The organism is Nonomuraea sp. NPDC052265 (genome assembly GCF_044547985.1).
Classification (GTDB): Bacteria; Actinomycetota; Actinomycetes; order Streptosporangiales; family Streptosporangiaceae; genus Nonomuraea.
Genome location: NZ_JBIUBJ010000021.1, coordinates 1 through 26,244, shown reverse-complemented (window position 1 = coordinate 26,244; position 26,244 = coordinate 1). Strand labels below are relative to the sequence as shown.

28 protein-coding genes are annotated in these 26,244 nt (G+C 71.8%); 14 read left to right on the top strand and 14 right to left on the bottom strand.

The features are described from left to right. Positions 1-218: 218 nt before the first annotated feature. Entirely contained in the window at positions 219-977 is a 759-nt protein-coding gene (locus ACIHAD_RS39485) for a methyltransferase domain-containing protein (RefSeq protein WP_397359894.1), read from the bottom strand. 408 nt (positions 978-1,385) lie between these two features. Here ACIHAD_RS39485 and ACIHAD_RS39480 point away from each other — a divergent pair, with 408 nt between their 5' ends. Beyond that, entirely contained in the window at positions 1,386-2,144 is a 759-nt protein-coding gene (locus tag ACIHAD_RS39480; protein ID WP_397359893.1) for an MFS transporter, read from the top strand. Positions 2,145-2,323: 179 nt separating this feature from the next. On the opposite strand, the gene ACIHAD_RS39475 is transcribed toward ACIHAD_RS39480, so the two are convergent. Next, on the bottom strand, positions 2,324-2,872 hold the full coding sequence (locus ACIHAD_RS39475) for a TetR/AcrR family transcriptional regulator (RefSeq protein WP_397359892.1): 549 nt from the start codon (positions 2,870-2,872) through the stop codon (positions 2,324-2,326). A gap of 80 nt (positions 2,873-2,952) precedes the next feature. On the opposite strand from ACIHAD_RS39475, the gene ACIHAD_RS39470 reads away from it, so the two are divergent. Continuing rightward, on the top strand, positions 2,953-3,687 hold the full coding sequence (locus tag ACIHAD_RS39470) for an SDR family NAD(P)-dependent oxidoreductase (protein WP_397359891.1): 735 nt from the start codon (positions 2,953-2,955) through the stop codon (positions 3,685-3,687). 120 nt (positions 3,688-3,807) lie between these two features. Continuing rightward, positions 3,808-3,969 (top strand): hypothetical protein, encoded by a 162-nt coding sequence (locus ACIHAD_RS39465; RefSeq protein WP_397359890.1) that lies wholly within the window; start codon positions 3,808-3,810, stop codon positions 3,967-3,969. A gap of 28 nt (positions 3,970-3,997) precedes the next feature. Here ACIHAD_RS39465 and dmpG read toward each other — a convergent pair whose 3' ends face one another. From dmpG to ACIHAD_RS39450, 3 genes are read right to left on the bottom strand one after another with little or no spacing between them, the layout of a single operon-like run. Further along, a complete protein-coding gene (gene dmpG, locus ACIHAD_RS39460; protein WP_397359889.1) occupies positions 3,998-5,023 on the bottom strand; it encodes a 4-hydroxy-2-oxovalerate aldolase in 1,026 nt (341 codons plus the stop codon). After that, entirely contained in the window at positions 5,023-5,967 is a 945-nt protein-coding gene (locus ACIHAD_RS39455) for an acetaldehyde dehydrogenase (acetylating) (RefSeq protein ID WP_397359888.1), read from the bottom strand. The genes dmpG and ACIHAD_RS39455 overlap by 1 nt, the downstream gene beginning before the upstream one ends. Beyond that, a complete protein-coding gene (locus tag ACIHAD_RS39450) occupies positions 5,964-6,788 on the bottom strand; it encodes a 2-keto-4-pentenoate hydratase (protein WP_397359887.1) in 825 nt (274 codons plus the stop codon). Before ACIHAD_RS39450 ends, ACIHAD_RS39455 begins: the two co-directional genes overlap by 4 nt. A gap of 68 nt (positions 6,789-6,856) precedes the next feature. Here ACIHAD_RS39450 and ACIHAD_RS39445 point away from each other — a divergent pair, with 68 nt between their 5' ends. After that, positions 6,857-7,618, top strand: a complete 762-nt coding sequence (locus tag ACIHAD_RS39445; RefSeq protein WP_397359886.1) for an IclR family transcriptional regulator — start codon at positions 6,857-6,859, stop codon at positions 7,616-7,618. Between the two features lie 7 nt (positions 7,619-7,625). Here ACIHAD_RS39445 and ACIHAD_RS39440 read toward each other — a convergent pair whose 3' ends face one another. After that, positions 7,626-8,381: an IclR family transcriptional regulator gene (locus ACIHAD_RS39440; RefSeq protein ID WP_397359885.1), complete on the bottom strand. Its 756-nt coding sequence runs from the start codon at positions 8,379-8,381 to the stop codon at positions 7,626-7,628. Between the two features lie 78 nt (positions 8,382-8,459). On the opposite strand from ACIHAD_RS39440, the gene ACIHAD_RS39435 reads away from it, so the two are divergent. The 4 genes from ACIHAD_RS39435 to ACIHAD_RS39420 are packed head-to-tail and all read left to right on the top strand — an operon-like array spanning position 8,460 to position 12,362. Then, positions 8,460-9,614: a cupin domain-containing protein gene (locus ACIHAD_RS39435; RefSeq protein WP_397359884.1), complete on the top strand. Its 1,155-nt coding sequence runs from the start codon at positions 8,460-8,462 to the stop codon at positions 9,612-9,614. Next, entirely contained in the window at positions 9,611-10,444 is an 834-nt protein-coding gene (locus ACIHAD_RS39430; protein ID WP_397359882.1) for a fumarylacetoacetate hydrolase family protein, read from the top strand. Before ACIHAD_RS39435 ends, ACIHAD_RS39430 begins: the two co-directional genes overlap by 4 nt. Then, positions 10,444-11,091: a maleylpyruvate isomerase family mycothiol-dependent enzyme gene (locus ACIHAD_RS39425; RefSeq protein ID WP_397359881.1), complete on the top strand. Its 648-nt coding sequence runs from the start codon at positions 10,444-10,446 to the stop codon at positions 11,089-11,091. The genes ACIHAD_RS39430 and ACIHAD_RS39425 overlap by 1 nt, the downstream gene beginning before the upstream one ends. After that, positions 11,082-12,362 (top strand): FAD-dependent monooxygenase, encoded by a 1,281-nt coding sequence (locus ACIHAD_RS39420; RefSeq protein ID WP_397359879.1) that lies wholly within the window; start codon positions 11,082-11,084, stop codon positions 12,360-12,362. The genes ACIHAD_RS39425 and ACIHAD_RS39420 overlap by 10 nt, the downstream gene beginning before the upstream one ends. Before the next feature lie 60 nt (positions 12,363-12,422). Here ACIHAD_RS39420 and ACIHAD_RS39415 read toward each other — a convergent pair whose 3' ends face one another. The 3 genes from ACIHAD_RS39415 to ACIHAD_RS39405 are packed head-to-tail and all read right to left on the bottom strand — an operon-like array spanning position 12,423 to position 13,709. After that, positions 12,423-12,716: a YbaB/EbfC family nucleoid-associated protein gene (locus ACIHAD_RS39415; protein ID WP_397359993.1), complete on the bottom strand. Its 294-nt coding sequence runs from the start codon at positions 12,714-12,716 to the stop codon at positions 12,423-12,425. Next, on the bottom strand, positions 12,644-12,970 hold the full coding sequence (locus ACIHAD_RS39410; protein ID WP_397359878.1) for a beta-ketoacyl synthase N-terminal-like domain-containing protein: 327 nt from the start codon (positions 12,968-12,970) through the stop codon (positions 12,644-12,646). The genes ACIHAD_RS39415 and ACIHAD_RS39410 overlap by 73 nt, the downstream gene beginning before the upstream one ends. 22 nt (positions 12,971-12,992) lie before the next feature. Then, the gene (locus tag ACIHAD_RS39405; protein ID WP_397359992.1) at positions 12,993-13,709 is read right to left on the bottom strand and encodes a ketoacyl-ACP synthase III family protein; all 717 of its coding nucleotides are present in this window, start codon (positions 13,707-13,709) and stop codon (positions 12,993-12,995) included. A 738-nt stretch (positions 13,710-14,447) separates the two neighbouring features. Here ACIHAD_RS39405 and ACIHAD_RS39400 point away from each other — a divergent pair. Next, on the top strand, positions 14,448-14,618 hold the full coding sequence (locus ACIHAD_RS39400) for a hypothetical protein (RefSeq protein WP_397359877.1): 171 nt from the start codon (positions 14,448-14,450) through the stop codon (positions 14,616-14,618). A gap of 94 nt (positions 14,619-14,712) precedes the next feature. On the opposite strand, the gene ACIHAD_RS39395 is transcribed toward ACIHAD_RS39400, so the two are convergent. From ACIHAD_RS39395 to ACIHAD_RS39385, 3 genes are all read right to left on the bottom strand, one after another. Next, complete coding sequence (locus ACIHAD_RS39395; protein WP_397359876.1) at positions 14,713-15,315, bottom strand: hypothetical protein; 603 nt, start codon at positions 15,313-15,315, stop codon at positions 14,713-14,715. Positions 15,316-15,326: 11 nt separating this feature from the next. Then, entirely contained in the window at positions 15,327-16,328 is a 1,002-nt protein-coding gene (locus tag ACIHAD_RS39390; RefSeq protein ID WP_397359875.1) for a papain-like cysteine protease family protein, read from the bottom strand. A 246-nt stretch (positions 16,329-16,574) separates the two neighbouring features. After that, positions 16,575-17,183: a TetR/AcrR family transcriptional regulator gene (locus ACIHAD_RS39385; RefSeq protein WP_397359874.1), complete on the bottom strand. Its 609-nt coding sequence runs from the start codon at positions 17,181-17,183 to the stop codon at positions 16,575-16,577. A gap of 79 nt (positions 17,184-17,262) precedes the next feature. Between ACIHAD_RS39385 and ACIHAD_RS39380 the strand changes: the two genes are divergently transcribed. The 3 genes from ACIHAD_RS39380 to ACIHAD_RS39370 all read left to right on the top strand — a co-directional run bounded on the left by ACIHAD_RS39380 (position 17,263) and on the right by ACIHAD_RS39370 (position 19,806). Next, complete coding sequence (locus ACIHAD_RS39380; protein ID WP_397359873.1) at positions 17,263-18,147, top strand: nuclear transport factor 2 family protein; 885 nt, start codon at positions 17,263-17,265, stop codon at positions 18,145-18,147. A gap of 149 nt (positions 18,148-18,296) precedes the next feature. Next, positions 18,297-18,764, top strand: coding sequence for a hemerythrin domain-containing protein (locus ACIHAD_RS39375; RefSeq protein WP_397359871.1), 468 nt, complete (start codon positions 18,297-18,299; stop codon positions 18,762-18,764). A gap of 136 nt (positions 18,765-18,900) precedes the next feature. Beyond that, positions 18,901-19,806 carry an alpha/beta hydrolase gene (locus ACIHAD_RS39370; protein ID WP_397359870.1) on the top strand — a complete coding sequence of 302 codons (906 nt, stop codon included), beginning with the start codon at positions 18,901-18,903 and terminating at the stop codon, positions 19,804-19,806. A gap of 23 nt (positions 19,807-19,829) precedes the next feature. Here ACIHAD_RS39370 and ACIHAD_RS39365 read toward each other — a convergent pair whose 3' ends face one another. After that, positions 19,830-21,260 carry a GNAT family N-acetyltransferase gene (locus tag ACIHAD_RS39365; protein WP_397359869.1) on the bottom strand — a complete coding sequence of 477 codons (1,431 nt, stop codon included), beginning with the start codon at positions 21,258-21,260 and terminating at the stop codon, positions 19,830-19,832. Positions 21,261-21,361: 101 nt separating this feature from the next. On the opposite strand from ACIHAD_RS39365, the gene ACIHAD_RS39360 reads away from it, so the two are divergent. Next, positions 21,362-22,312: a LysR family transcriptional regulator gene (locus tag ACIHAD_RS39360; RefSeq protein ID WP_397359868.1), complete on the top strand. Its 951-nt coding sequence runs from the start codon at positions 21,362-21,364 to the stop codon at positions 22,310-22,312. A gap of 171 nt (positions 22,313-22,483) precedes the next feature. On the opposite strand, the gene ACIHAD_RS39355 is transcribed toward ACIHAD_RS39360, so the two are convergent. Next, positions 22,484-24,955 (bottom strand): MMPL family transporter, encoded by a 2,472-nt coding sequence (locus ACIHAD_RS39355; RefSeq protein WP_397359867.1) that lies wholly within the window; start codon positions 24,953-24,955, stop codon positions 22,484-22,486. Positions 24,956-25,127: 172 nt separating this feature from the next. On the opposite strand from ACIHAD_RS39355, the gene ACIHAD_RS39350 reads away from it, so the two are divergent. Next, positions 25,128-25,802 (top strand): TetR/AcrR family transcriptional regulator, encoded by a 675-nt coding sequence (locus ACIHAD_RS39350; protein ID WP_397359865.1) that lies wholly within the window; start codon positions 25,128-25,130, stop codon positions 25,800-25,802. Positions 25,803-26,244 lie beyond the last annotated feature (442 nt).

The following is a 26,244-nucleotide window of genomic DNA, read 5'->3' as shown; positions in this document are numbered from 1 at the left end:
CGCACCAGCACTCTCCCCTGTCAGACCCAGGTAACCAACGCGAGCCGCCGTAAGTCAAGCGACTGCTTTAGACGAGGACGACGTCATGCGCCGCCGAGCCTGAGATGATCACCGTCCTCGCCGGAGCCGGAGCCGGGTGCGTCGGTCGCGGGTTTGTCAGGCACGTGAGGCAAGGCGCGCCGGTGGATGGTGGAGAGTGGCGTCCGGAAGGTCGCAGCTCATGGTCGTGAGCCCGCCAGGAGGAGGAACAGCGGGACGCGGCGGCGACGTGCGAATTCGGCCATGTCGCCGTCGAAGCGATCGTGGCGAGGGGCGCACTCACGCAGCGAGGTGATGGCGAAGTCCGCCCGCGTCAGGGCGGTGACGTAGTCCTCGATGGTCCGGTGATACCAGGTCACGGTGTCGCCCAGCCAGCTGCGCCGGCGTGCCCCGGTGTGGAAGTAGTCGTCGACGACCCAGTCGGTGCGTGCTTGTTCTGTGCTCCGGCGAGCTTCGTGGGAGGTGATGACGGGGTGCACGACCGTGATCAGCAGTCGTCCGCCCGGTGACAGAGAGCGCCGGCAGGCCGTCAGGACGGAGTCGAGGTCGTCGACGTAATGCAGCGCCAAGCGGGAGATGATCAGATCGAAGGCGTGCGGCGGGGCGGAGAACTTCTCGATGTCCATCGTGTCCACGCGGCCCGAGGTGCCGGCCAGGGTGGCCGTGGCCGCGCGGGTCATCTCCGCCGAACCGTCGATGCCGAGGTAACTACGGCAGCCGGCCGCGAGGAGGGTGCGGCCGATGGCGGCGTCCCCGCAACCGAGGTCCAGCACGCGGAGGTCGGCGACTGGTCCCAGTTCGTCAAGGAGTGCCGGTTCCTCCATGACGTGGTTGGGGCTGTGCACCCCGCTGTGGCGGTGTCGCAGGTAGCGGTCCGCGACCTGCGGTGCGTCGTAGAAGGCGCCCCCTCGAACCGGGCCATGTTCCCCAGGGATCATGATGCCAAGAATATTCAGGTCTGCTCCGATGAGCCCTCGCCCTGGAGGCATGGACGCGTTCGTGGTGGTGGACGGCGCAGGCCATCAGGGCAACGCCGTTCGTCGCCCCCGCGTCCCCGGTGGAGAGCTTCGACGACCGGCTCGAACACCTGCGCGCCGAGGCCATGTCCCGCCTCGGCCGCTACATGAGCCCCCCGACGTCAACCTGACGTCTGACTGCGGTTCGCAAAACGGTGATCATCGCCTGGTTCGTGTCGTGCTCAGCGAGGAAGGAGTTCGTGTGGGCAGGGCAAGCGGCGCCGTGCCGGCCGACCGGTCGACAGCGCGCCAGGCGTTCGTGGTGCAGTGCACCTCGCCGCCGCCTATGTGCGCCCACGCGTAGTCCTCCACCCAGTGCACCTTCACGCCGTGCGTGGCCAGCGCGGCCTCGGCGCGGCCGTGGTCGCCCCGGCCACGCTGACGATCCTCACCACCACCATCCCCGCCGGACCGGCGCGGGCCAGGGCCATCGCCACCCGGGGCGCGGTCGGGGCGGTCGGCGGGGCGGCGGGATCATTCGCCGGAGGGCTGCTCACCGACTACCTGTCGTGGCGCTGGATCCTGCTGATCAACGCACCGATCGGGGCGGTCGCGATCACCGCCGCGCTGCGGCTGCTCGCCGAGAGCCGCGACGTCGGCACCCGTGGGCTCGACCTGACCGGTGCGATCACGGTGACGGTGGCACTGTCCGCGCTGGAGTTGGGGATGCTGCAGACCCCCGCGTACGGCTGGGGTTCGGCGCGCGCGCTGATCCCGATGGGCCTGGGCGTGCTGACGATGGCTGCGTTCGTCCTGGTACAGGCCAGATTCGCGCGGGCGCCGCTGATGCCGCTGCGGATCTTCCGAGCCCGCTCGGTGTCCGGCGCGCTCCTCGTGCAGTTCCTGCTGGGCGCCGCGGGCTTCGCGGTCTGGTACTTCCTGTCCCTCTACATGCAGCAGGTGCTGCACCACAGCGCTCCAGGCGGGCCTGGCGTTCCTGCCGCACACCCTCGCCATCATCGTCGCCTCCAAGGCCACGCCGCGGCTGGCCGGACGGTTGGGCCTGCGTCCGCTGCTGGCCACCGGCGCGCTGATCTCGGCAGCGGGTTTCGCCTGGCAGGCCACCGTCACACCACGCCGGCGTCGTGACCGCCGGGGCGGTAGCCGCGTTCGCTCTGCCGAACACCTCGAAGGAACGTGCCTGACGCGCGCGAGCGATCGGCCCGCGATCTCTGGCGGAGCGGATGACATGGACGTGGCGGGCGGTGACAGGCGAGGTGCGACGGCGCCGCGTCGAGCCCCGGCACCTCCGACCGGCGCCCGCTTCGCTACCCGAGGCCCGTGAGCAGCGCGTCGAGGCCCGCCTTCACCGCGGAAGCCGCACGCCCCCGATGGGCCACCAGGTTGGCCGCGATCGGCGCGAGCAGGGCATCGGCGAGGAAGCCCGCGTCCGCCTCCGGCTTGATCTGCGCGATCAGCACGACGAGGTGCTGGTGGTATGCCTCATACGCCCCGCCGAAACGCGCGAATTCCCCGGCGGTCTCGGCCATCAGCAGCAGGTCGAGCTGGGCGAAGGTGCGATCGGTCAGCGCGTGCAGGAAGGCGCGTACCCGTTCGACCGCCGGCGCCCCGGGCCCCAGCGGCGGAGGGCCGGTCAGGAACGCCTGCTGGAACTCGCGCTCCTTCTCGTCGATGAGCGCGTAGGCCAGCCCCGACCTGTCGCCGAACCGCCGGTACAGCGTCCCGATCCCGACGCCCGAGGCGGCCGCGACGTCGGCCATCGCCAGGCCCTTCATTCCCTCGGTGGCGACGATCTGTGCGGCCGCGGCCAGGATCTTCGCCCGGTTCCTGGCGGCATCGGCCCGTTCCTGTGCCACGTGGTCACCTTATCGACTTGTGAAGCGGAACTCATTCCGGATACCGTTAAGCGGAATCAGTTCCGTATGATGGAGGACAGATGCTCAACGGCAAGGGCGCACTCGTCACCGGCGGCAGCAGGGGCATCGGCGCGGCCATCGCCCGCCGCCTGGCCGCTGAGGGTGCCGATGTGGCGATCACCTACGCGACGGCGGCGAGCCGGGCGGAGACCGTGGTCAAGGAGATCGAGGCGCTCGGCCGTCGCGGCCTGGCCATGGCCGCCGAGGCGACCGACGCCAAGGCGCTCCAGGCAGCCGTCGCCCGCACCGTCTCCACCTTCGGCCGCCTCGACATCCTGGTGAACAACGCGGGAATCGCCCCCTTCGGCCCGCTGGAGGACGTCTCCCTGGACGAGCTCGACCGCACCCTCGCCATCCACGCCAGAGCCGCCTTCCTCGCGTCGCAGGCCGCCGCACGCCATATGCGGGCCGGCGGGCGGATCGTGACCATCGGCAGCAGTCTGGCCGAACGCGTCCCCTACCCCGGATGGACCCTGTACTCGATGAGCAAGTCCGCACTGATCGGCCTCACCAAGGGCCTCGCACGTGATCTCGGCCCCCGGGACATCACGGCCAACCTCGTCCACCCCGGCTCCACCGACACCGAGATGAATCCCGCCGACGGGCCCGACGCCGATGTCGAACGCTCCTACACCGCCCTCGGCCGCTACAGCTCTCCGGACGACATCGCCGCCACCGTCCTCCATCTGGCGGGCCCCGCCGGCCGCACCATCACCGGCACATCCGTCACCGTCGACGCCGGAGCGACGGCCTGACGTCCTGGCTCTTGCTCGTGGTCGTGGTCGAGCGCGAACCCGGGGCCGCGCGGCCAGGACCACCCGGCCCTTGCGCCAGCTGTCGCACATCCGGACGTGGTGCTTGTAGAAGGCGTGCCGGTGGATCTCGTCGCGGACGCCCTCGCCCACTTCGGCATGGCCGGCTTCGACGGCGCGTTCGTCTCCCTTCAGTCCGAGGACGGCAAGCCGATCTCGGAGGCCATGGAGCAGCTCGCCGACGCCATGGTGGCGATGGGCCAGGCGCTGATCGCCGGCCGCTGAGCTTCCCCCGCGCGGCCGGGTGCGGCCGTCAGGCGGGCTGCCCGTCGCGCTCGGCGACGAGGGTGAGGGCGATGTCGACGATCATGTCCTCCTGGCCGCCGACCAGCCGGCGGCGGCCGCACTCCATCAGGATGCCGCGGACGTCGACGCCGTACCGGGCGGCGGCGGCCTCCGCGTGGCGCAGGAACGACGAGTAGACGCCGGCGTACCCCAAGGTGAGCGTCTCCCGGTCGACACGCACCGGACGGTCCTGCAACGGGCGGACGATGTCGTCCGCGGCGTCCTGGAGCTGGAACAGGTCGCATCGGTGCTCGAAGTCCGACAGGTCGGCGACCGCGATGAACGCCTCCAGGGGACAGTTGCCCGCGCCCGCGCCGTGACCGGCCAGCGAAGCGTCGACCCGGCGGACGCCGTTCTCGACCGCGACGACGGAGTTGGCGACCGACAGCGAGAGGTTCTCGTGGGCGTGGATGCCGATCTCGGTCCCGGCGTCGAGGACGTCGCGGTACGCGCGGACCCGCGCGGCCACGTCGTTCATCGTGAGCCGGCCGCCGGAGTCGGTGACGTAGACGCAGTGCGCGCCGTAGGACTCCATGAGCTTGGCCTGCCGGGCCAGTTCCTCCGGCGGCGCCATGTGGGAGAGCATCAGGAAGCCGGACACGTCCATGCCGATCTCCCGTGCCGCGGCGATGTGCTGGGCGGAGATGTCGGCCTCGGTGCAGTGGGTGGCGATCCGGACGGAACGTACGCCGAGGTCGTGGGCCCGCTTCAACTCGTGGACGGTGCCGACACCCGGCAGCAGCAGCGTGGTGAGGCGGGCGTTCACCAGCACCGACGCCGCCGCCTCGATCCACTCCCAGTCCGTGTGCGACCCGGGACCGTAGTTGAGCGACCCTCCGGCCAGGCCGTCGCCGTGCGCGACCTCGATCGCGTCGACGCCGGCCCGGTCGAGCGCCGTGACGATGCGTTTGACGTCCTCCAGGCCGATCCGGTGGCGAAGGGCGTGCATCCCGTCGCGCAGCGTGACGTCCTGGACGAAGATCGGAATGCCCATCACAGGCCAGCCTTCCGTGCGGCGATGCGCTCCGCGACCCGCAGGGCGGCGGAGGTCATGATGTCGAGGTTGCCGGCGTAGGCCGGGAGATAGTGCGCGGCGCCCTCGACCTCGAGGAAGACCGACACCTGATGCGTGGGACGGGCGGCGCCGCCGGCCAGGAGCGTGCCGACCGGCTGGTCGGCGGGGATCTCGGTGATCTGCACCTGCTGCTTGAGCCGGTAGCCGGGGACGTAGGCGGCGACGTCGGCGACCATCTTCTCGACCGACCGGCGGATCTCCTCGTGCACGGCCGGGTCCGGCGCCGCGACGAGGCACAGGACCGTGTCCCGCATGATCAGCGGCGGGTCGGCGGGGTTCAGGATGATGATCGCCTTGCCGCGGCGCGCCCCGCCGATCTGCTCGATCGCGGCCGAGGTTGTCTCGGTGAACTCGTCTATGTTGGCCCGGGTGCCCGGTCCGGCCGACTTCGACGCGATCGAGGCGACGATCTCGGCGTACTCGACGGGCGCCACCCGGCTGACGGCGGCGACGATCGGGATCGTGGCCTGGCCGCCGCAGGTGACCATGTTCACGTCCGGCGCGTCGAGATGCTCGTCGAGGTTGACGGCGGGGACCACGTAGGGCCCGATCGCCGCCGGGGTCAGGTCGATCAGCCTCTTCCCGGACGGAAGCAGCTTCGCGGCGTTCACCTCGTGCGCCTTGGCCGAGGTCGCGTCGAAGACGATCCCGATCTCGCCGAAGCCCGGCAGCGCGATCAGCCCGTCGACGCCTTCGTGCGTCGTCGGGACCCCGAGCCGGGCGGCGCGGGCCAGGCCGTCGGAGCCGGGATCGATGCCGACCATCGCCCCCATCTCCAGGTGACGCGCTCCGCGCAGAACCTTGATCATCAGGTCGGTGCCGATGTTGCCCGACCCGATGATCGCGACCTTCGTCCTGCTCATGCTGCTGCTCCTTCGGTGAAGCCGACCGTCACCCGGCCGAGGCCGGACAGGGTGGCGATGACGGTGTCGCCGGCGGCCACCGGCCGCATCGGACCGAGCGCGCCGGACAGGACGACCTGCCCCGCGCGTAGCGGCTCGCCCAGGTCGCGGGTCGTGCGGGCCAGCCAGACGACCGCCTCGATCGGGTCGCCCAGGCAGGCCGCGCCGGTCCCCGTGGAGACCTCCTCGCCGCCGACGCTCATCGACATCACGACGTCCACCGGCTCGAACTCGTCGAGGGTGCGGCGCTCGGTCCCGAGCACGTAGGCGCCCGAGGAGGCGTTGTCGGCGACGGTGTCGCCGAAGGAGATGTCCCACCCGGCGATCCGGCTGCCGCAGATCTCGATCGCGGCGACGCCGTACGCGATCGCGTCCCGGACCTGGGGGGCGTCCAGCGGCCCGTCGGCGAGGTCCGACCCGAGCACGAACGCGATCTCCGCCTCCGCCCGCGGCTGGAGCACCCGCCCGGCCGGGATCGTGTCGCCGTCGGCGTAGGCCATGTCGTCGAACAGGACGCCGAGGTCGGGCTGGTCGACGCCGAGCTGCCGCTGCACCGCCGCCGAGGTCAGGCCGATCTTGCGCCCCACGACCCGGGCGCCGGCGGCCAGCCGGGACGCGGTGAGCGCGGCCTGGACGGCGTACGCGGCGGCCAGGTCGTCGCGGCCGATCAGGTCCCGGACGGGGGCGCAGGGCACGCCGGACGCGGCCGCGCCGGCGAGCCGCTCGACCGCGGCGGCCAGGGCGGACGGGCTCGCGGAGGCGAGCCCGATGGTTTCGTTCATACCCCCACTGTGCAGGCAGGATCCGGCGCCAACCAGCACATCGTCTCGTTCAGCGATACGCTGTGAGGATGACGGGGACAGCCGATCTCGACACCGTGCTGGGTAAGGCGGTGACGATCCTGCGCGCCTTCCGGCCCGACGACCGGATCGTGAGCCTCGCCGAGCTGGTGCGGCGTACCGGCCTGCACAAGGCGACCGTCCACCGGCTGTCCGGCGATCTGGTCGCCAACCGCCTGCTCGACCGCGCCGACGGCGGCTACCGGCTCAGTGGCGGCCTGTTCGAGCTCGGGATGCTCGCCTCGCTGGAGCGCAGCCTGCTCGAACTGGCGATGCCGTTCCTCCAGGACCTCTACGAACGCACCCACGAGACCGTCCACCTCGGGGTGCGCGAGGGGCACGACGTCATCTACGTCGCCAAGATCGGCGGCCACCGCCAGGCCAGGGCGCCCTCGCGCACCGGCGGGCGGATGCCCCTGCACTGCACCGCCATCGGCAAGGTGCTGCTCGCCCACGCCGGCGCCGACCTGCAGCACGAGGTGCTGACGGGGCCGCTCGAACGGCGCACGCCGCACACCGTCGTCGCGCCGACCCTCCTGCGCCGCCAGTTGCGGCGGGTCGCCGAGACCGGCGTCGCGTTCGAGGCGGAGGAGTCGGCCCCCGGGCTGGTGTGCGTCGCCGCGCCGGTGCCGGGCCGTGGTGACGAGCCGCTCGCCGCGATCAGCGTGGCCGGCCCCACCGGCAGGTTCCGGCCCGAAAGCCACGCGACCGCGGTGCGCGCGGCGGGGGCCGCGCTCGGCAGCACGCTGAGCCGGCGCGACCTGCTGCGCTGAGCCGGCGTCAGAGGGCACAGGTGATCGCGTCGGCCGTGGCCGTGAGCGCGGCGACGAGCGGCTTGATCTGCTTCGGGGTGTAGCGGACGCTGGGCATGGAGATCGACAGCGCCGCGTCGGCACAGCCCTTCACCAGGCATCCCACCGCGACCACACCCCGCTCCGTGCGCTCCAGGTTGAGCGCGACCCCGCTGCGTCGTACGGACCGCAGATCGCGGCGCAGCCGTGCCAGATCCGGCTGTTCCTCGGCCGGATCGGCGCGATCGTCGGGGGCGTAGAGCAGTTCGAGCTCCTCGTCCGTGAGCGCCGCCAGCGCGACCAGGCCGCCGGTGGCCTGGTGGGCGGGGAAGACCATGCCTTCGCGGCTGCCCACCCGCAGGGCCTGCCGGCACTCGACCGAGGCGATGAAGCGCACGTTCCGGCCGGTGCGGATGGTGAGGTTCACCGTCTCGTCGATCCGGTCCGCCAGCGCCCCCATCGGCCCGAGGGCCGCCGCGCGGAGCGCGCCGACGTCGGACCGGGCACGCTCGGCGAGGGCGAGGACGGGGCCCACCCGGTAGCTGCGGTCCTCGTTCTGCACCGCGAAATCGCGGTACACCAGCGCGGCCAGCAGCCGGTGGGCCGTGGAACGGGCGACCCCCAGCCGCTCAGCCGCGGCCGAGACCGTGATCACCCCGTCGAGCTGGAGGATCTGCGCCAGCCGGAGGGCATGGTCGACGCTGGTCGGCGCGTAGGCCGGCGGGGTCTTCATGGGCTTCGCCATGCACCGATCCTGGCACAACTATTCCGCTGTGCAGAATCCTCTTTTCCAGATCTGCCCCTTGTGCGGATAGTCGGGGTCATGCCCCACGTGAACGCCGACAGGTCGCCGGTCAAGATCGCCGCTGTGGACCGGCCGGACCAGCCCGCCCTCAGCCCCGAGCTGGAGGACCTCTACCGAGGCTTCGAAGAGGCGCTGCTCGTCCCGCTGTGGACCGAGATCGGCGACCTGATGCCGCCGCACCCGCGCTCCAGCGCGCAGCCGTACCGCTGGGAGTGGAGCACGCTGCTCCGCCTCGCCGGCCGCGCCGGGGAACTCGTCCCGGTCGGCCGCGGCGGCGAGCGCCGGGCGATCGCGCTGGCCAACCCGAGCCTGGGCGGCAAGCCCTACGCGACGCCGACCCTGTGGGCCGCGATCCAGTACCTGATGCCGGGCGAGGACGCGCCCGAACACCGGCACAGCCAGAACGCCTTCCGCTTCGTCGTCGAGGGCGAGGGCGTGTGGACCGTGGTCGAACGCGACCCGGTGCCGATGCGCCGGGGAGACTTCCTTCCCCAGCCCGGCCTGCACTGGCACGCCCACCACAACGCGGCCGACACGCCGATGGCCTGGATCGACGGGCTCGACATCCCCTTCCAGTACGAGATCGAGGCCCAGTTCTTCGACTTCGGCCGGGACACCCTCACCGAGGAGGAGCACGCCACCCCCGGCCGCTCCCGCTCGCAACGGCTCTGGGGGCACCCCGGCCTGGCGCCGGTCTCGCAGCTCGGCCGCCATCAGGGCACGCCTTTGCTGTGTTACCGCTGGACCGACACCGACGCCGCGCTGGCCGATCAGCTCGCGCTGGAGCGGGAAGGCCACGCGGGCACGGTCGAACCCGGCCACGCGCTGGTCCGCTACGTCGACCCGGCGACCGCGGGCGACGTGCTCCCGACGATCCGGGCGCAGTTCCACCGGATCACGGCGGGCGTGGAGACCGCCCCCCACCGGGAGACCGGCTCGTCGGTCTACCAGGTCTTCGACGGGTCCGGCCGGATCACGGTCGGCGACCGGTCCTGGAGCGTGACCCGCGGCGACCTGTTCGTCGTCCCGTCCTGGCAACCGCTGTCGATCCGCTCGGAGGCGTCGGCCTCCGACTCCGACTCGGGCGCGCTCGACCTGTTCCAGTTCAGCGACGCCCCGATCTTCACCAAGCTCGACCTGTACCGCGACCACACCGAGAAGAGCAGCCGATGAAGCTCGCGACCGTCCGCCTGGACGACCACCGCACCGCCGCCGTCCGTGTCGAGGGCGACCAGCTCGTCGAGGTGGGCCACACCGACGTCGGCGCGGTGCTGGCCGCGCCCGGCGGGCTCCGGGCGGCCGCGACCGCCGACGGCCCCCGGCACGCGCTCGCCGGAGCCGACCTCGCCCCGGTCGTGCCGCGGCCGGGCAAGGTCGTCTGCGTCGGGCTGAACTACCGCAACCACATCAAGGAGATGGGCCGCGACCTGCCCGGCCACCCGACCCTGTTCGCCAAGTTCGCCGACACCCTCATCGGCGCCGGCGACGACATCCGGCGTCCGGCGGAGACCGAGCAGTTCGACTGGGAGGCCGAGCTCGCCGTCGTCATCGGCCGGCCGGTACGCCGGGCGGACGAGGAGCAGGCGGTCGCCGCGATCGCGGGGTTCACCGTGCTCAACGACATCACCTGCCGGGACTGGCAGTTCCGGACCCGTGAGTGGCTGCAGGGCAAGAACTGGGACTCGACCACCCCGTTCGGCCCGTTCCTGGTCACCGCCGACGAGACCGGCCCGCGGCCGGCGCTCGACGTGCGATGCGAGGTCGACGGCCGGGTGATGCAGTCCGACAACACCGGCGACCTGCTCTTCGACCCGGTTGACCTGGTCCGCTACGTCTCGACGATGGTCCGGCTCAACCCGGGCGACGTGATCGCGACCGGCACGCCGGGCGGCGTCGGTCACGCCCGGAAGCCGCCGGTCTTCCTGAAGGGCGGCGAGCTCGTGGTGACCGAGATCGAGACGCTGGGCCGGCTGGCGAACCGCGTCGTCGGCGAGGGCGAGTGATGGCGCGCGACCTGGCCGCCACCCTCGCCTGGGCCGGGGCGGGGACCGCGCTGTGCGCGTCGGCGCTCGCCGGTCTCTCCGAGCGGGAGTACGGCGCCGCGTCGGCCCTGCCCGGCTGGACGCGCAAGCACGTCGTGGCGCACCTGGCGGCCAACGCCGAGGCGCTCGGCAACCTGGTCCGATGGGCGCGCACCGGCGAGAGGACCCCGATGTACGCCTCCCCGCAGGCGCGCGCCGCCGGGATCGAGCGGGGCTCCCTGCTCGGCGCGGACGAGCTGACCCGGTGGTTCACCGAGTCCGCCGCGACCCTGGCCGCAGCGGTGGCGGCGCTGCCCGAGGAGGCGTGGCGGGCCGAGGTGGTGACCGCGCAGGGGCGCGCCGTACCGGCGACCGAGATCCCCTGGATGCGCGGCCGGGAGGTCATGGTGCACGCGGTGGACCTCGCGCTCGGGCTCACCTTCGCCGACCTTCCCGGCGACTTCCTGCGGGAGCTGGGGGAGGACATCCGCGCCAAGCGCGGTCACGACGCGGTGCCCGACGTCCGGGGATCACTGGCCGACGTGACCGCCTACCTGGCCGGACGGCCCGCGAGCGGAGTGACCGCCGCCGACGGCGGCCCCCCGCCGACCCTGCCTCCATGGCTGTGACGAAAGAGGATCCCATGGACAGCTTCCCCTCCACCCGCGCCGGCGTGATCGTCGTCGGGGGCGGCATCGGCGGCCTCTCCGCCGCGCTCGCCCTGGTCCGCCAGGGCCTGCGGGTCAGGGTGTACGAGCAGGCGTCGGCGTTCGGGGAGGTCGGCGCGGGGCTCCAGCTCGCCCCGAACTGCACCCGCATCCTGGACCGATACGGGCTGCTGGAGGAGGCGGCCGCGCTCGGCGTGCTGCCCGAGACCATGGTCATGAAGGACGCCGTGGACGCCGCCGAACTGACCCGGCTGGACCTCCGCGACGTCGAACGCCGTTACGGCTACCCGTACCTGGTGATCCACCGCAGCGATCTGCACGGCATCCTGCTGCGCGCCTGCGAACGCGCGGGCGTCGAACTGCTCACCGACGCCCGCTGCACGTGGTACGAGAACCTCGGCGGCGGCGCCCGGGTGCGCTTCGCCGACGGCCGCGCCGACGAGGCGGACGTGGTGATCGCCGCCGACGGGCTGCACTCGGTCGCCCGCGAGCTGCTGGTCCGGGACGAGCCGGTGAGCTCCGGGTACGTCGCCTACCGCTGCGCCGTGCCGTACGAGCTGGTGGCCGGCAACGACGTCCACGACAAGGACGTCGTGGTCTACGTCGGCCCGCGCTGCCACTTCGTGCAGTACCCGCTGCGCGGCGCGCGCACGTTCAACCAGGTCGCCGTGTTCGAGTCGCCGAAGGCGCTGGCCGGCGAGGAGGACTGGGGAACCCCCGACGAGCTGGACGCGGCGTTCGCGGGAACCTGCGACCAGGTCAGGAAGGGGTTGCCGCTGATGTGGCGCGACCGGTGGTGGCGGATGTTCGACCGCGACCCGATCATGACCTGGGTCACCGGCCGGATCGCGCTGCTCGGTGACGCCGCGCACCCGCCCCTGCAGTACATGGCGCAGGGTGCGATCATGGCGATCGAGGACGGCTGGGTGCTCGGCGAGCACGTCGCCGCCCAGCGCGCCGGGGGCGGCCCGGACGTGGACTGGGACCGCACGCTCGCCGCCTACCAGGCGGTACGGCCCGAGCACTGCCGGCGGGTGGTCACCACCGCGCGGGCGTGGGGCGCGTTGTGGCATCTCGACGGCGTCCCCAGACTGCGGCGCAACGCCCTGCTGCGCGACCGCGACGTGCACGACTACTCGTTCGTCGACTGGATCTTCGGCCCCACGGCGCTGACCCCCGAGGACGAGCCGCCGATGTTCCGCCCGATCCCGCTCGGCACCGCCCCCCTGTGACCGGCAGCCGCTCCCCGCGCGCGAAGCGCCTCCCTCAGGACGGGGAGGCTCCCGTCCCGCTCACCACCGCGCGGCGCCGAGCAGCCGTTCCAGCTCGTCCTGCGTCCGGAGCGGGTCGTAGCCGGGGACTGCGTCGCGCATGAGGTCGTCGGTGCGCCGCCGGAGGTCGGCGACCGCGGCCCGCACCGCCGTGAGCGTCTCCTCGGCCAGGTCCTGGCCGCCCAGCCGCAGGGCGCGCTGGTCGTAGCGGACGTCGAGGACGCGGCCGTCCGCGTCGACGGTCACGCGCACGCGGCCCGACGGCCCCTCGCCGACGCCGGTGAGGGCCCGCAGTTCCTCCTGCGCCGACTCCAGCCAGGCCAGCAGGCGCTCGCCTGTCGCTCAGGAAGCTGCCGTGACGTACGGCGTCGCGCAGCGCGGCGGCGTGTTCGGGGCTGCGGGTCTCGTACCTGGCGCCAGCGTTCGGCGGGCAGCGGCCGGGTCGTGTTCCGTCCGGCGCACAACAGGTCCCAGAACTCGTCCGGCGAGTGGACGTCGCCGGGAAGACGGCATCCGATCCCGACCACCGCGACTGGTTCCACCCGGGCTCCGCGCGGAGTGTCGACCATCTGTGTTCGTTTCCCTTCGATGTCAGACCCATTGAGGAGTTTCGATGATCCTGATCACGGCGCCGGAGACGGTCACTCCCGGCCCGGTGCCGAGCATCAGCAGGTGATCGCCGGGGCCCAGTTGCCCGGTCATGAGCAGGTGGTCGAGGGAGAGCACCTGGTCACTGGCCCCGCAGTGGCCGATGGTCCGGCCGTAGTCCCAGGTCGAGCGGGACATGGGCAGGTCGAGCAGGGCCATGCACCGCTGTTCGACGATCTCTTCGGAGTAGTTCATGAACGCCACGCGGGTGAGGTCGCGGGCCTCGATCCCGCTCTCGTCCAGCACGCGCTCGACGATCTCCATGAGCGCCCGCTGGATGTTGAACAACGCCGCGGTGGCCTCGCCCCTGGGCATGACCTGCTGCCGGAACTGCTCGTTGCGGGCCGCGAAGCTCATCCGGCGCCCGACCGTGACACCCGGGGGGAACAGGGGCTCGCTGCCCCGGTGCAGCTCCTCGGCCTCGGCCACCGTCGTCGTGCACACCGACATCAGGCGCGCGAACCCGCCGTCCTTGGAGAGCACGAGCGCGCCGGCGGCGTCCCCGCCGATGTAGCCGGGGCCCATCCGCCACCGGTCCATCAGCGGGGTGCCGTAGTTGTCGGCGGAGACCAGCAGGGCGACCCGCCGGCCGGGAGCGGCGTCCAGGTGGCCGGCCGCGAGTTCCAGGGCGATGAACATCCCGTTGCAGCCCTGCCGGATCTCGGTGGCCAGGACGTCACGTCCCCTAACTCATCGACGAATCCCGGACAACGGCCTTCGGCGCGGCAAGGCGGCTTATCCGATTCAATGCGGGCCCGGGAATAACGCGGCCCGGCTGGACGGCGAAAACAACGCGAAATGAGCCGGCGGGCCGTCCCGGGTAAGGATAGGGGTGGCCCGTCGGATAAAGCAATATCGCGATCCGCGACCTTCCGTGACCGTGGACCGACGGAACGTGGCGCATTCAGGAAATGCGCCTTTCCGATTCACGTCACGGATTCGCCGAATGCAATTCGGTGAATCCGCGGGACGGGAGACCCGCGCCGGGCCGTCGCCATTCGGTCCCGCCCCGGCGCGCGTCGTCTCAGGCGGGCACTCTCGTGCAGGCGATGTTGTTGAGTGTGAACTGGGCGGGAATGGCGTTCGTCCCGGTGACGGTCGCCGAGAAGCCGAGGTCGCGCGGAGACGGCCTCAGGTTATCCATGGCCTGCACAGGCGGTCGGATACGCCCCCACGAGGTCTCTCACCGTCCGGTCCGGAATTGACGGCGGCCTCGGCTCCGTACGCCGTTCCGCGGCGACGCCGATGAAAGTTTCATGTCCGCCGGGACTGATTCCGGCGGGACAATCTTTCGCGGCGCGCCGAGTGATAATGTCCTCCGTCATGATCTCCCCAGTCGCAGGAGGACGAATGCGAAAGGCGCGCGCTGTTCTCGTCTCAGCCGTCATGGTCCTTGGAGTGACGCTGACGATCGGCGCCGCCCCCGCGCACGCCGAAAGATTGGCCGGCGTCTTCAGGGAGCACTCGGAGTGCGAGCGGACCGGAACCTACGGCATCATCCAGAGCTGGTGGGACGACTATTCATGCGAGTGGGAGAGCCGGTACCTCTACTACTTCCTCTACGCGTGACCTCGTGAAACGCGCACGGCCCCCCGGCCCGAGGATCGGGCCGGGGGGCCGTGCTTCCCCGCACCTGCGGTCTCCGATGCTCCTCGGAGGAATCTCAGGGAGTGGGCGGTTCGGCGGCGTCGGGCCGGTGGGGAGTGGCCGCCGAGCGGGCCCGGGCCTGCCGGGCGAGTTCGCCGAAGAGTTGCGCGGGCGGCACGATCTGGCCCTCCCTGCCGACGGGTGAGGGGGCCAGCGGCACCAGCAGGTCGGCGGCCGGCGAGTGCAGCCACAGCGCCATCAGGTACAGCGCGGGGATGCGCAGCAGCCGCAGCTCGAAGGCGGCCGTCTGCAGTTGCGGCAGCGCCCGGGCGGCCTGTACGGCGGTGGCGGTCGCCCCCACGAACACGCCCTCGGTGAAGTGCGCCGGCTGCGGGGTGCCGTCCGGGCCCTGCGTGATCTCGGCGCTGGCGATCACGTTCCCGTTGGCCGTGACCAGATAACGCCAGCCCACCGGCCGGGCCGCGGCCAGGCCGGCGCCGGACTCGATCTCGTCGAGCCCGAGCGTGAAGACCTGGTGCGGGATGGATATCCCGATCTGGTCGCGTTCGGCCAGGCGCAACGCCTTGGTGGAGAACCTGGAGTCGTCGGCGAGCGTCCGGAGCTTGGTCTGGACCGTCTCCGGGACGTCGGACGGGGGAGCGGGCATGTGCAGTGGCATCGGCTTTCTCCTTACCGCTGGGTCCGGTAGGTGTGGGTCCAGGTTCCCGACCCCTGGTAGTTGTTGCGGAAGGTGTCATAGGGCACGTCGGAGTCGCCGGCCCAGGGGTCGGCCACGCTGACGTACTCGACCCCGGCCGCGTCGTGGAAGCGTCCCTTCACGACCACGGCGTGGCCGCCGCCGCCGGCCCATCCGATGCGTACCCCGATCGGGCTGGACGCCAGCAGTTCGGCGCGGATCTGGTCGAGGCTCAGCGCGCCCGCCGGGGTGTCGCGCAGATGCCCGACCCGGGTCAGCGCCGTGTTCACGAACCACGGCTGGTTGCAGCTGTTGGCGTCGGAGGCGGCCGGGCCGCAGCAGGTGTTGAGGCCGCGCTCGGCGTTGACCAGCGAACACTGGGTCCACGCGGTGGCCGGGTCGTAGAAGGCCGCGACGCTGACCGAGGTGGCCGACCAGCACCACTGGGTCTGCTGCTGGTGCTGCATCGCGAAGTCGAGTCGCTGGTCGCCCAGGGCCAGGAAGAACTTCTCGTACGGTCCGGCGCCGCCGTACTGGCAGTTGACCGTCCCGCCGCCGGAGCCGGTGTTGGAGGTCACGGCCGAGCCGTCCATGCGCAGGTAGACCTTGGGGAAGGTGGCCGACTCCAGCGCGACCGAGCCGTCGGTCTGGTCGCGGACGTAGAACTTCTCGTACAGCCCGGCGCCGTACTGGCAGTTGACCGTACCGCTGCCGGGATCGGTGGGGGCGGTCACGGCCGAGCCGTCCATCCGCACGTACACCTTGGGGAAGGCGACCGATTCCAGCGCCACCGAACCGTCGGGCTGGCGGTGGACCCGGTAGCTCTCCCATGCGCTCGGGGGGCCGTACTGGCCGTTGACCTTCCCGCCGCCCGGGTCGGTGAAGGCGGTCACCGTGGAGCCGTCCACACGCAGATGGACCTTGGGAAAGGCCGCAGACTGGATCGTGATCGGCGTGTCACCGAGTGCTGCCAGATCGGCTGCTTTCAACGCCATGATCGCCTTCCTTGTCCGAGAAGGGAATATGCCGCTCGGGTGGGGTGTCCCATGCTGCGAGGACCTTGATCGTCCTTGCGCCGCGGCTTCCCCAGCATCCGCCGACTCGATGGCCGAGTCACTAGCCGCACCCCGTCCGCTTCCGGACATCCGTGCCTGTATCCCGCTCCTCGCGTGGTGGCGTGCGACGGTTCCGCCGGCCGGCGCGCCACCGGCGACAGGGCTGCCGTGGCGCGTATGGCCAGGTCATCCCTGGGCGCCGCCGTGACGAAGCCCGTTCAGGAGGAGGGCGAGCAGGCGGTCGGCCTGAGCCGAGCTGTCGGGGGTGCCCTGGGCGGCCCAGGCGATGGCGCCGATCATCTTCAGTACGTCCGCGTCGTCCGCGTCGGAGACGATCACCCCCGTCTGCCGCGCCCTGGCCAGCAACGCGGCTCCCGCCTCGAACATCCGCGCATGCCAGGTCGACACCGGGCCGTCGTCGTGATCGAGCGCCGAGTCCATCACGGCGGCCGACAGGCCGCGATAGGTCAGGCCGTGCCCGAGCGCGGCGCGCAACCAGGTGGACAGCGCGTCGAACGCGTCCTCGGCCGTCAGCAACCGGTCGCCGAGGTCGACCAGCTCGGCTATCCGCTCGGACAGTACCGCCTCGATGAGATCCAGCCGGGTGGGGAAATGCCGGTACAGCGTCCCGCTGGCCACCCCTGCCCGCCGGGCGATCTCGTCCAGCGAGGCGTCCACGCCGAACTCGGCGAACGCGATCTTCGCCTGCTGGACCAGCCGCTCGTAGTTGCGCCGGGCGTCCGCGCGTCTCGGACGGCCGGCGGCCGACCGCGGATCGTGGCCTGCCGACACCATTCGCACATCTCCGTTGCTAACCGGGGACACAGTCCGTTACCGTGACCCATCTAACCGGACCATGCCTCACCTTACTGGCGTGACTCACTCGAAGCACGGAGGGCCGCCCCCGATGGCGCTGACGGAACAAGACCGAATCGACATCACCGACCTGATCAATCTCCACGGCCACCTCACGGACGCCGGCAGGCTGGACCGTATGGGCGAGCTGTTCACCTCGGATGTCACCTATGACGTGGACGACTTCGGCCTCGGCGCCTTGCGCGGGACCGCGGCCATCCGTGAGGCCGCGCTCGCGTTGGGCGACGCCAACCCGGTCGGCCATCACGTCACCAACATCGTGATCACTCAGATCGACGATCGCTCGGCGCGGGTCCGGTCCAAGGGGATCGGCGTCAAGGCCGACGGAACAACCGGCAGTGTCGTCTACGACGACATCGTCGCGCGCCAGCCCGACGGCTGGAAGATCAGCTACCGCAAGGTGACCGCCAGGCGAGCGCCACTGGGCGAGCGAGAAGCTGGTCCACGTGAGGTCCTGGAGCGTTACCGCCAGGCCGCCATCAGCCGGTCCGCCGACGAGATGAGGCGCGTCTACGCCCTCGACGCGGTCCACGAGTTCCCGTTCACCCTCCCGGGGCTGCCGTCCCGGCTTGAGGGCAGGGACGAGATCGTGAACTGGATAACCGCGGGGTGGAAGGACTACCCGCTGCAGTACGAGCGTTACCGCACCCTCGCCGTCCACGACACCGGCGATCCAGGAACGATCGTCGTCGAGCAGGAAGCCCACGGGACCAGCGTGACCACCGGCGCGTTCGCGCTGCCCAACCTCGTTGTGCTCACCGTACGCAAGGGACAGATCACCCATCTGCGCGACTACGTCAACATCCCGGCAGCCGCCGCCGCCATGGGAGGGGGTATAGAGACGCGCCACCGAGCACCCGGGACTGTGGCGGGACCACGGTGACGAATCGAGGCCGGCCGGCCCGAGTTGGTCTTGCGGGGGTTGTCGGTCTAGAGTTCCGGCAGCGTCGCGTGCCGGTGGCGGACAGCGTCAGGCATGGAGGCGTCGGATCCGGAAGGTGGTCATGATGACCCTTTCCCCGTTCCTCACCCGTGGGTGAGAGCGAGAAGAACAGGCTCACAGCCTGGCACCTTGAACTGCGGGCGGCCCATCGCCGCCTGCGCGAAGCACTGCGCCTCGCGCGTGAGTCCCTGCGGACCGGGGACACGACCTCGGCGCGGGCAGACCTCCTGCTGTACTGCAAGGGATTCTGTGCCGCCCTCGACGGGCATCATGTGCGCGAGGACGTCGGGCTCTTCCCCGAGCTGTCCCAGCGTCATCCCTCCCTGCGGCCCACGATCGCCAAGCTCCAGCAGGACCACGAGCTGATCGCGATGCTGCTCGGGCGGTTGGACCAGGCGATCGCCTCGCACGCCACGCCGAGCGCGCTGGCCATGCACCTGGACGGGCTCTCCGCGATCATGGAGTCCCACTTCCAGTACGAGGAGCGCCAACTCCTGGGCGTCCTGGCAACGCTGGACCTCGACGCCGATCCGCCTGACCTTCTGGGACCGCTCTGATCGCGGCCTTTCCGTCCCGTCGTACCGCCTGTGGCTCGACGAGACCTTCCTGCGCGTCGACGTTCGTGGCTCCCCGCCCGGCGGAGCGCGCGCGGCTGCGAGGGACCATCCGTCACGTGTCGAAAGGACTTCTCTGTTGTCGATCATCACCCGCATTCCCGCTTCGCCGCGGGAGCCCGACGCCGTGCGCGCACAGATGCGTCAGGTCTTCTCCGACCCGCCCGTCCTCGACGGCGACGCCGACCTGCGCCCGGTCCTGCCGGACACCGGCGGCGTCCCCGGAACCTGGGTCAGCGCCGTCGGCGCCCGCGCCGAAGAAGGCGTGGTCGTCTACGTGCACGGCGGCGGCTTCTCCTTCGGCAACCCGCCGATGGAGCGCATCATGGCCCACCGCCTGTCCGAGGCCACCGGCCGGCCGGCCTTCGCCGTGGACTACCGGCTGGCGCCCGCGCACCCCTACCCCGCGGCGGTGGAGGACGTGCTGGCCGTCCACCGGAGCCTGCTCGGACAGGGGGTGCCCGCCGGGCGGATCCTGCTCGTGGGCGAGTCGGCCGGCGGAACGCTGGTGCTGTCGGCGCTGCTGAGGCTCGGCGAGGCGGGGGATCCCATGCCTGGCGGAGCCGTCCCCGTCTCCCCGGTCACCGACCTGGCGGCGAAACCGGTGGGCGGGGCGCGGGACTCGATCGACCCGTCCATGATGGAGCCGATCGCCGCCCAGTACCTGGCCGGGGCGCGCCCGGACCGGGCGCCCCAGTCGCCGATCTACGGAGACCTGCGTGGCCTGCCGCCCCTCCTGCTCGCGGTCGGCGGCGACGAGATCCTCCTCCAGGACGCGCACCGCTTCGCCGAGGCCGCCTCCGCCGCGGGAGTGCCGGTGAACCTCGATGTCTACGAAGGGATGCCGCATGCCTTCCACTCGGCCGTGCTCTTCGCCGAGGACGCGCGCCTGCCCACGGCCACCACCTTCCTGAGCCGCCTCACCGGCTGGCTGGCGGCCCTGCGCGAACCGGCCGACCGTACCCAGACCGCGGTCTCCTCCTGACCAGCACCGCGAGGCGGCGACGGTCACGCTCGCAGGCGGTAGTGGTAGCGGTGCGACAGTGTGAACCCCTGGCTCTCGTACAGCGCCCGGGCAGGCAGGTTGTCCTCCTCGACCTGGAGGTAGAGCCGCGACGCGCCCCGCTCCCACGACCAGCGGGCGGCTTCGCCCAGGACGCTCCTCGCGACGCCCTTGCGGCGGTGGTCGGGGTGGGTGGCCATGCAGAAGAGCCCGGTCCAGCCGTCCTCGGAGACCGCCAGCGCGAGCCCGGCGGTGTCCCTGGCCAGCAGCATCGCCTCGGGTTGGATGCGGTCGATGGTCTCCATGCCGGAGGTGTCGCCGGTCACCGCCTCCAACAGCTCCGCCCAGCGCGCCCGGTCCGCCACCCGTCCGGCTCCGCCCGGACGGGCGGCGATCACGTCCTGTGCGGTGGCGGTGAGGACGAGGGTGGCGGCCTGCGAGGCGTAACCGCGGGCCGCCAGGAGGGCGTCGAGCTCGCCGAGCTGTTCCAGGGGACTCACCTGGACGGTCGTGGGCACCGCCCGTGCGGCGTAGAAGGCTTCGGCCGCCGGGACGGAGGGGGCCGCGCCGGGCAGCGGGAGCGCCGAGTTGGAACGCCTGCGGGACAGGCCAGGGCTGTGGCGCAGGAGCCAGCCGCCGCGCTCCTCGACGTGCGTGGCCGGCCAGGCGCGGGCGGCGCGCCGTTCGATCTGCCAGGGACGGGAGGCGGCGCACAGGCGGACGAGCTCGGGGACCAGCCGCCGCAGCATCTCCTCGTCGTGCGGGGCGGCGGGGGCGTATTCGGTGATGCCCAGCCCGGCGATCTCGTGCCGGGCCGCCAGCGCGGCGACGGCCTCGACCAGCGCGTCCGCGGACAGGCCGCCGGGCTCGGGGTAGCCGACCGAGGTGATGCCGTCCAGGACGTCGAGGTCCACGTGCACGTAGACGACCGCGTCGGGGGCGATGGTGTCGAGGCCGCCGATGCCGGTCCGCCGGACGTGGTCGGCTTCGGCCGGGTCGAGCGCGCGGGTGCCCGCCAGTGCGATCCGGCCGGGGCGCAGGGTGGGGGACCGCAGGAGGTCGGCCGGGCCCTCTCCCTGCAGCGTCCGGAGGATCATGCCGTGGAAGGCGCCGGACGGGGACGTCTCAGGGGTGTTCATGTCGCCGTGGGCGTCGAACCAGGCGACGTGCAGGCGGTCGCCGTGGCGGCGCAGCGCGGCGGTGACCGGTTCGAGCTCGACGCCGCAGTCACCCCCGACCGTGACCACGAACCCGTCACCGGGCAACGCCCGCCGCACCCGCTCGGCGGTCTCGGCGAGGGTCGCGCCGGTCTCCACGCGCACGTGCCGCCCGGCCGCCGGGAGCATCGCGGCCAGTCTGGCGGCGCCTTCGGCCAGCCTGGGCGCGGTGGGCGACGACGACCCCTGCCACTGCGGGACCTCGACGACGGTCAGCATGCTTCTTCCTCCCGAGGTGACGGTGCTGGGCCGCCAGTCTCGCCCGGCTGGATCGGCAACGTCCACTTAGTGATGCTGCACTGATCTGTAAGATCTGCTTGATGTTGGATCCCGCAAGATTGCGCCTGCTCCGCGAGTTCGCCGAGCACGGCACGATGACGGCCGTGGCCGAGGTCTGCGGCCTGACCTCGTCCGCCGTCTCGCAGCAGCTCGCCGTGCTGGAGCGGGAGGCCGGGGTGCCGCTGTTCGAGCGGGCCGGGCGGCGGGTGCGCCTGACCGCCGAGGGGCGGCGTCTCGTACGGCACGCGCGCGTCGTCCTGGACGCCCTGGACGCGGCCGAGGAGGACCTGCGCTCGGCCTCGACGCCCCGCGGGCCGGTCAGGGTGGCGTGTTTCGCCACGGCCGCCGCCGACCGCCTGCTGCCCGCGATCGCCGCGGCGCGGGTCCGCCACCCGGAGCTGCACGTGATCGTGTACGAGCTGGAGCCCCGCGAGGCCGTCGAGGCGCTGCGTGGCGGTGGTTGCGACCTGGCGATCGCCTTCACCTACAACCTGATCCCCGAGGAGCCGCCGGCCCGCGTCTCCCGCCGCGTTCTCGCCACCGAGCCGATCCTGGTGGCGCTCCCGGCCGATCACCCGGCCGATCACCCGGCCGATCATCCCGCCGATCATCCGGCGGCGGACGGCGAGCATCCGGCGGCGGACGGTGAGGTGGACCTGCGGGCGCTGCGCGAGGAACCGTGGATCGCCGGCTCCCGGGGCACCAGCGACCACGAGATGTTGCACCGCGCCTGCGCCCTGTCGGGCTTCCGCCCGAACGTGATCCACACGGCCGACGACTACGCGCTCGTGCTGCGCATGGTCCGCGAGGGGCTGGGGGTGAGTCTCGTCCCCGAGCTGGTCGCCAGGGTGGTGGGCATTCCCGAGGGCGTCGTGCTGCGGCCGGTGTCCACGGTGGAGATCACCCGTACGACGCACGCGCTCGTCCGCACCGTGACGCCGGCGGTCAGGGCCGTGCTCGACCTGGTGGCCGGGGCGGGCTTGCGTCCATGACGTGATCGCCTACGCTCGGGCCATGAACGCCGGCCCCTGACGCGCTGCTGCGGATGTTCCCCGATCTCGGTCGACGCCGACGTACGCGACCCCGAGGCCACCTTCCCTGCCGTAGGCGGCCGGCCGGGAGAACCGGCGGTCGCCCACGGCCTGCGTCCTGCGGGGCTGTCGTCAGCGGGCGGCCGGCTCGCGGACCGGTCGCGGAGCGGCCTGGTGGTGACGTTCCAGCTTCGCGCCCTCGACGTCCACGTCGGGAAGGAGCCGGTCGAGCCACCGGGGAAGCCACCACGCCTTGTCGCCCGCCAGGTGCATGACCGCCGGGATGATCAGCATCCGTACGACGAAGGCGTCGACGAGCACGCCGAAGGCCAGGGCGAAGCCGACCGGGCGGATCATCGTCATGTGCGAGAACATGAACCCGCCGAAGACCGAGATCATGATGACCGCGGCGGCGGTGACGACGGCCCTGCCCGCCCGCACCCCCTCGGTGACCGCCTGCCGGGCGGGAGCGCCGTGCGCGTAGGCCTCCCGCATCCCTGAGGTGAGGAAGAGCTGGTAGTCCATGGCCAGCCCGAACAGGATGCCCACCAGCAGGGTCGGCAGGAAGTTGAGGATCGGCGCGGGGTCGGTGACGCCGAAGACGGCGCCGAGCCACCCCCACTGGTAGACGGCCGTGACGCCGCCGAGCGCCGCGAACAGCGACAGGACGAAGCCAGCTGTGGCGATCAGGGGCACCAGGATGGAGCGGAACACGACGATCAGGATGAGCAGCGACAGCCCGACGACGACCGCGAGGTAGGTCGGCAGGGCGTCGGCGAGTTTCCCGGAGATGTCGATGTTGGCGCTGGCGCTGCCCGCCACGGACAGGGAGACGCGGCCGGACCCGAGGTCGAGGGCGCGGCCACGCAGGTCGTGGACGAGGTCCTCGGTCGATTCCGAGGTCGGCCCGCCGGTCGGCACGACCTGGAAGACCAGGACGGTGCCCTTCTCGTTGGCGCCGATGGGGGCGACCGCGGTCACGCCGCGGATGTCCATGAGCTGCTTGCCGAGGTCGGCCTGCGCCGGGGCGAGGTCGTCCCCGGTCACGCCGCGGCCGAGGTCGGCGACGACGATCAGGGGCCCGTTGGCGCCGGCGCCGAACTTCTCGGTGATGGCGGTGTAGGCGCGGTACTGCGTGGAGTCGGCGGCCTCGGAGGCGCCGGTCGGCAGGCCGAGGCGCATGGAGGCGGCGGGCAGCGCGATGACGGCCAGCGCGCCGACGCCGATCAGGATGCGCAGGACGGCACGTCCGGCGGTCATGGGCCGCACGTGCACGGGCGCCGCCGGGGTCGCGGCGTCCCCGGCCGCGGCGTTCCTGTCACGCCGGGGAAGCAGCCGGTGCCCCAGCAGGCCGAGCAGCGCCGGGGTCATGGTCACGGTGAGCAGCACCGCGACGGCGATGGCGACGGCGCCGACGGTGCCCATCAGCGCGAGGAACGGGATGCCGGTGACGTTGAGTGCCAGCAGCGCGATGAGCACGGTGCTGCCCGCGAAGACCACGGCGTTGCCGCTGGTGCCGTTGGCCAGCCCGACGGATTCCTCGACGGCCATGCCCGTCCGCAGCTGGCGGCGGTGGCGGTGGAGGATGAACAGCGAGTAGTCGATGCCGACGGCCAGGCCGAGCATGGCGCCCAGGATGGGCGTCACCGACGTCATCTCGATGGTGCCGGACAGGGCCATGGCCCCGGCGACGGCCACGCCCACGCCGAGCAGCGCGTTGAGGATCGGCAGCCCGGCGGCCACGAGGGTGCCGGTCATGACGATGAGCACGAGCGCCGCGACGACCAGGCCGATCGCCTCGCCGACGCCGCCCAGCTGCACCTCGCCCTGCGCGATCTCGGCGGAGTAGTCGGTGGTGACGCCGTCGGGGAGTGCCGTGCCGACGGTCTCCATGACGGCTTCCTTGGTCTCCGGGGTGATCTCCTGTTGCGGCAGGTCGAAGACGACTGTCGCGGTGGCGGTGGAGCCGTCCGAGGAGACGGTGCGGATGTCCTGCGCCATGGTGAGCAGGCTGCGCCCGACGAGCAGTTGCTGTTCGGACTTCTTCAGGGTCGCGCTCTGCTTGTCGAGCTCGGCCTGCTGCGTGTCGAGCTGGGCGAGGGCCGCCTTGAGCCGCGGGTCGGAGCCGGCCTGCCCGATGGCCGCCTCGGTTCGCGACCGGGCCTGGTCGAGCTGCTTCTGACCCTTGTCGAGCCGGTCGCGACCGCTTTCGATCTGGGCCAGGCCGTCCGTGACCTTCTTGGCCTGCTCGGCGCGCGTGCCGGCGGTGGTGAACGGGTCGGCGACCTGGTCGACGCCGTCGAGGCCGGCGACCTTCCGCAGCGCGGCGCTGATGCCCGCGCGCTGGTCGTCCGTGAGCCGGCCGCCGTCACCGGAACGGAGGACGACCTGCCCGGTGCCGCCGCTGGCCACGGGCAACTCGGTCTTGAGCCGGTCGGTCACCTGCGCGGTGGGCGTGCCGGGGATGGTCATGGTCGAGCTCATGGCCCCGCCGAAGGCCAGGAAGGCTCCGACGGCGACGGCGAGCACGACGACCCACGCGGTGATCACCCACCAGCCCCGCCGGGCGGTGAACCGGCCCAGCCGGTAGAGCAGTTCGGCCATCGTGGACTCGCTTTCTGGTTCTGAGGCGGGGCTGCCGCGGGGGAGTCGAGAAGCGGATGAGACATATCCGATTTCGCAGTCTATTGAGAAGTGGATAGCAATCATCCATTTCATGGTGGGGTGCGGGCTGTGATGTTGATCCCACCTATCCGCTTGGAGGTACGCTGAGGGCGTGACGCCGCGACCCCTTGCCGACCATGAGCCGGCACGTCGTGGGGGCCTGCGCCGGGACGCCGAGCGCAACCGCGATCGCATCGTGCGCGCCGCTCAGGAACTCTTCGCCGAACGCGGCCTCGCCGTCGGCTTCAACGAGGTCGCCCACCACGCCGGCGTCGGCGTCGGCACCGTGTACAGGCGGTTCGCCGACAAGGAGGAGCTCATGCACGCGGCCCTTGAGGAGCCGCTGAGCGAGCTGGCCGAGGTCGCGCAGCGGGCGGGCGAGGCCGAGCGGGCCTGGGACGGCCTCGAACTCCTCCTGCAACGCATCACCGAGCTCCTGGTCGACAACCTCGGGCTGCGGGACGTGGCGCTGGGCGGCGGTGGATGGCACCTGGGCAGGTCCGCCGCCGAGCACGTCGCGGAGGTGATGACGCACCTGCTCGACCGGGCGCGGGCCGAGGGAGACCTGCGTGACGGGGTCGTGGGCGACGACGTGGTGATGATCCTGTGGCTGGTGACGGACCTGGCGCAGCATTCCGTCCAGGTCCATCCGGGGCTTTACCGCCGCTATCTGCAGGTCGCGCTGGACGGGCTGCGGGCCTGGCCGGGAAGCGCGCCGCTGGTGGAGAGGCCCACCGAGGAGCAGACGCTGACGATCTGCCGCCGCTGGGCCGGCGCCCCACTCTGAAGGCGCGCGGGCCGTCCCGCTGTGGCTACGGGTGTCCCCGCGATGGTGCGCGCGGTCGCAGTGACGCCGGACGGGCGTCCGGCAACCGGATCCGGCACGGAGCCGCCCCTGGCGGCCCCCCGCTGACCGCGTCCCACGGCACGTACGCCTGGCGCCGAGATCTCCCGTCACCGGCGCCCCGGACAGGCTGCCGGCTCCGGCGACGCGGCACTTCCTGATCAATGATGAGCCGACCTAAAAGACCGAATTGCCTTACCTGGCCGAGCCGCTCCCATTGCTAGCTGATCGCCCGTTTCACGGGCCCGGAATACCGCACTCCGCGTGCCCGATTGTCCAGCATCGCGTGTACTACCCGCACGTGGACGGGTGTGACCAGCGGTAACAGAAATGTCGGTATGCCTACCGATGAACATACGTATTTTCGAGCAGTCAACAAGCGCTT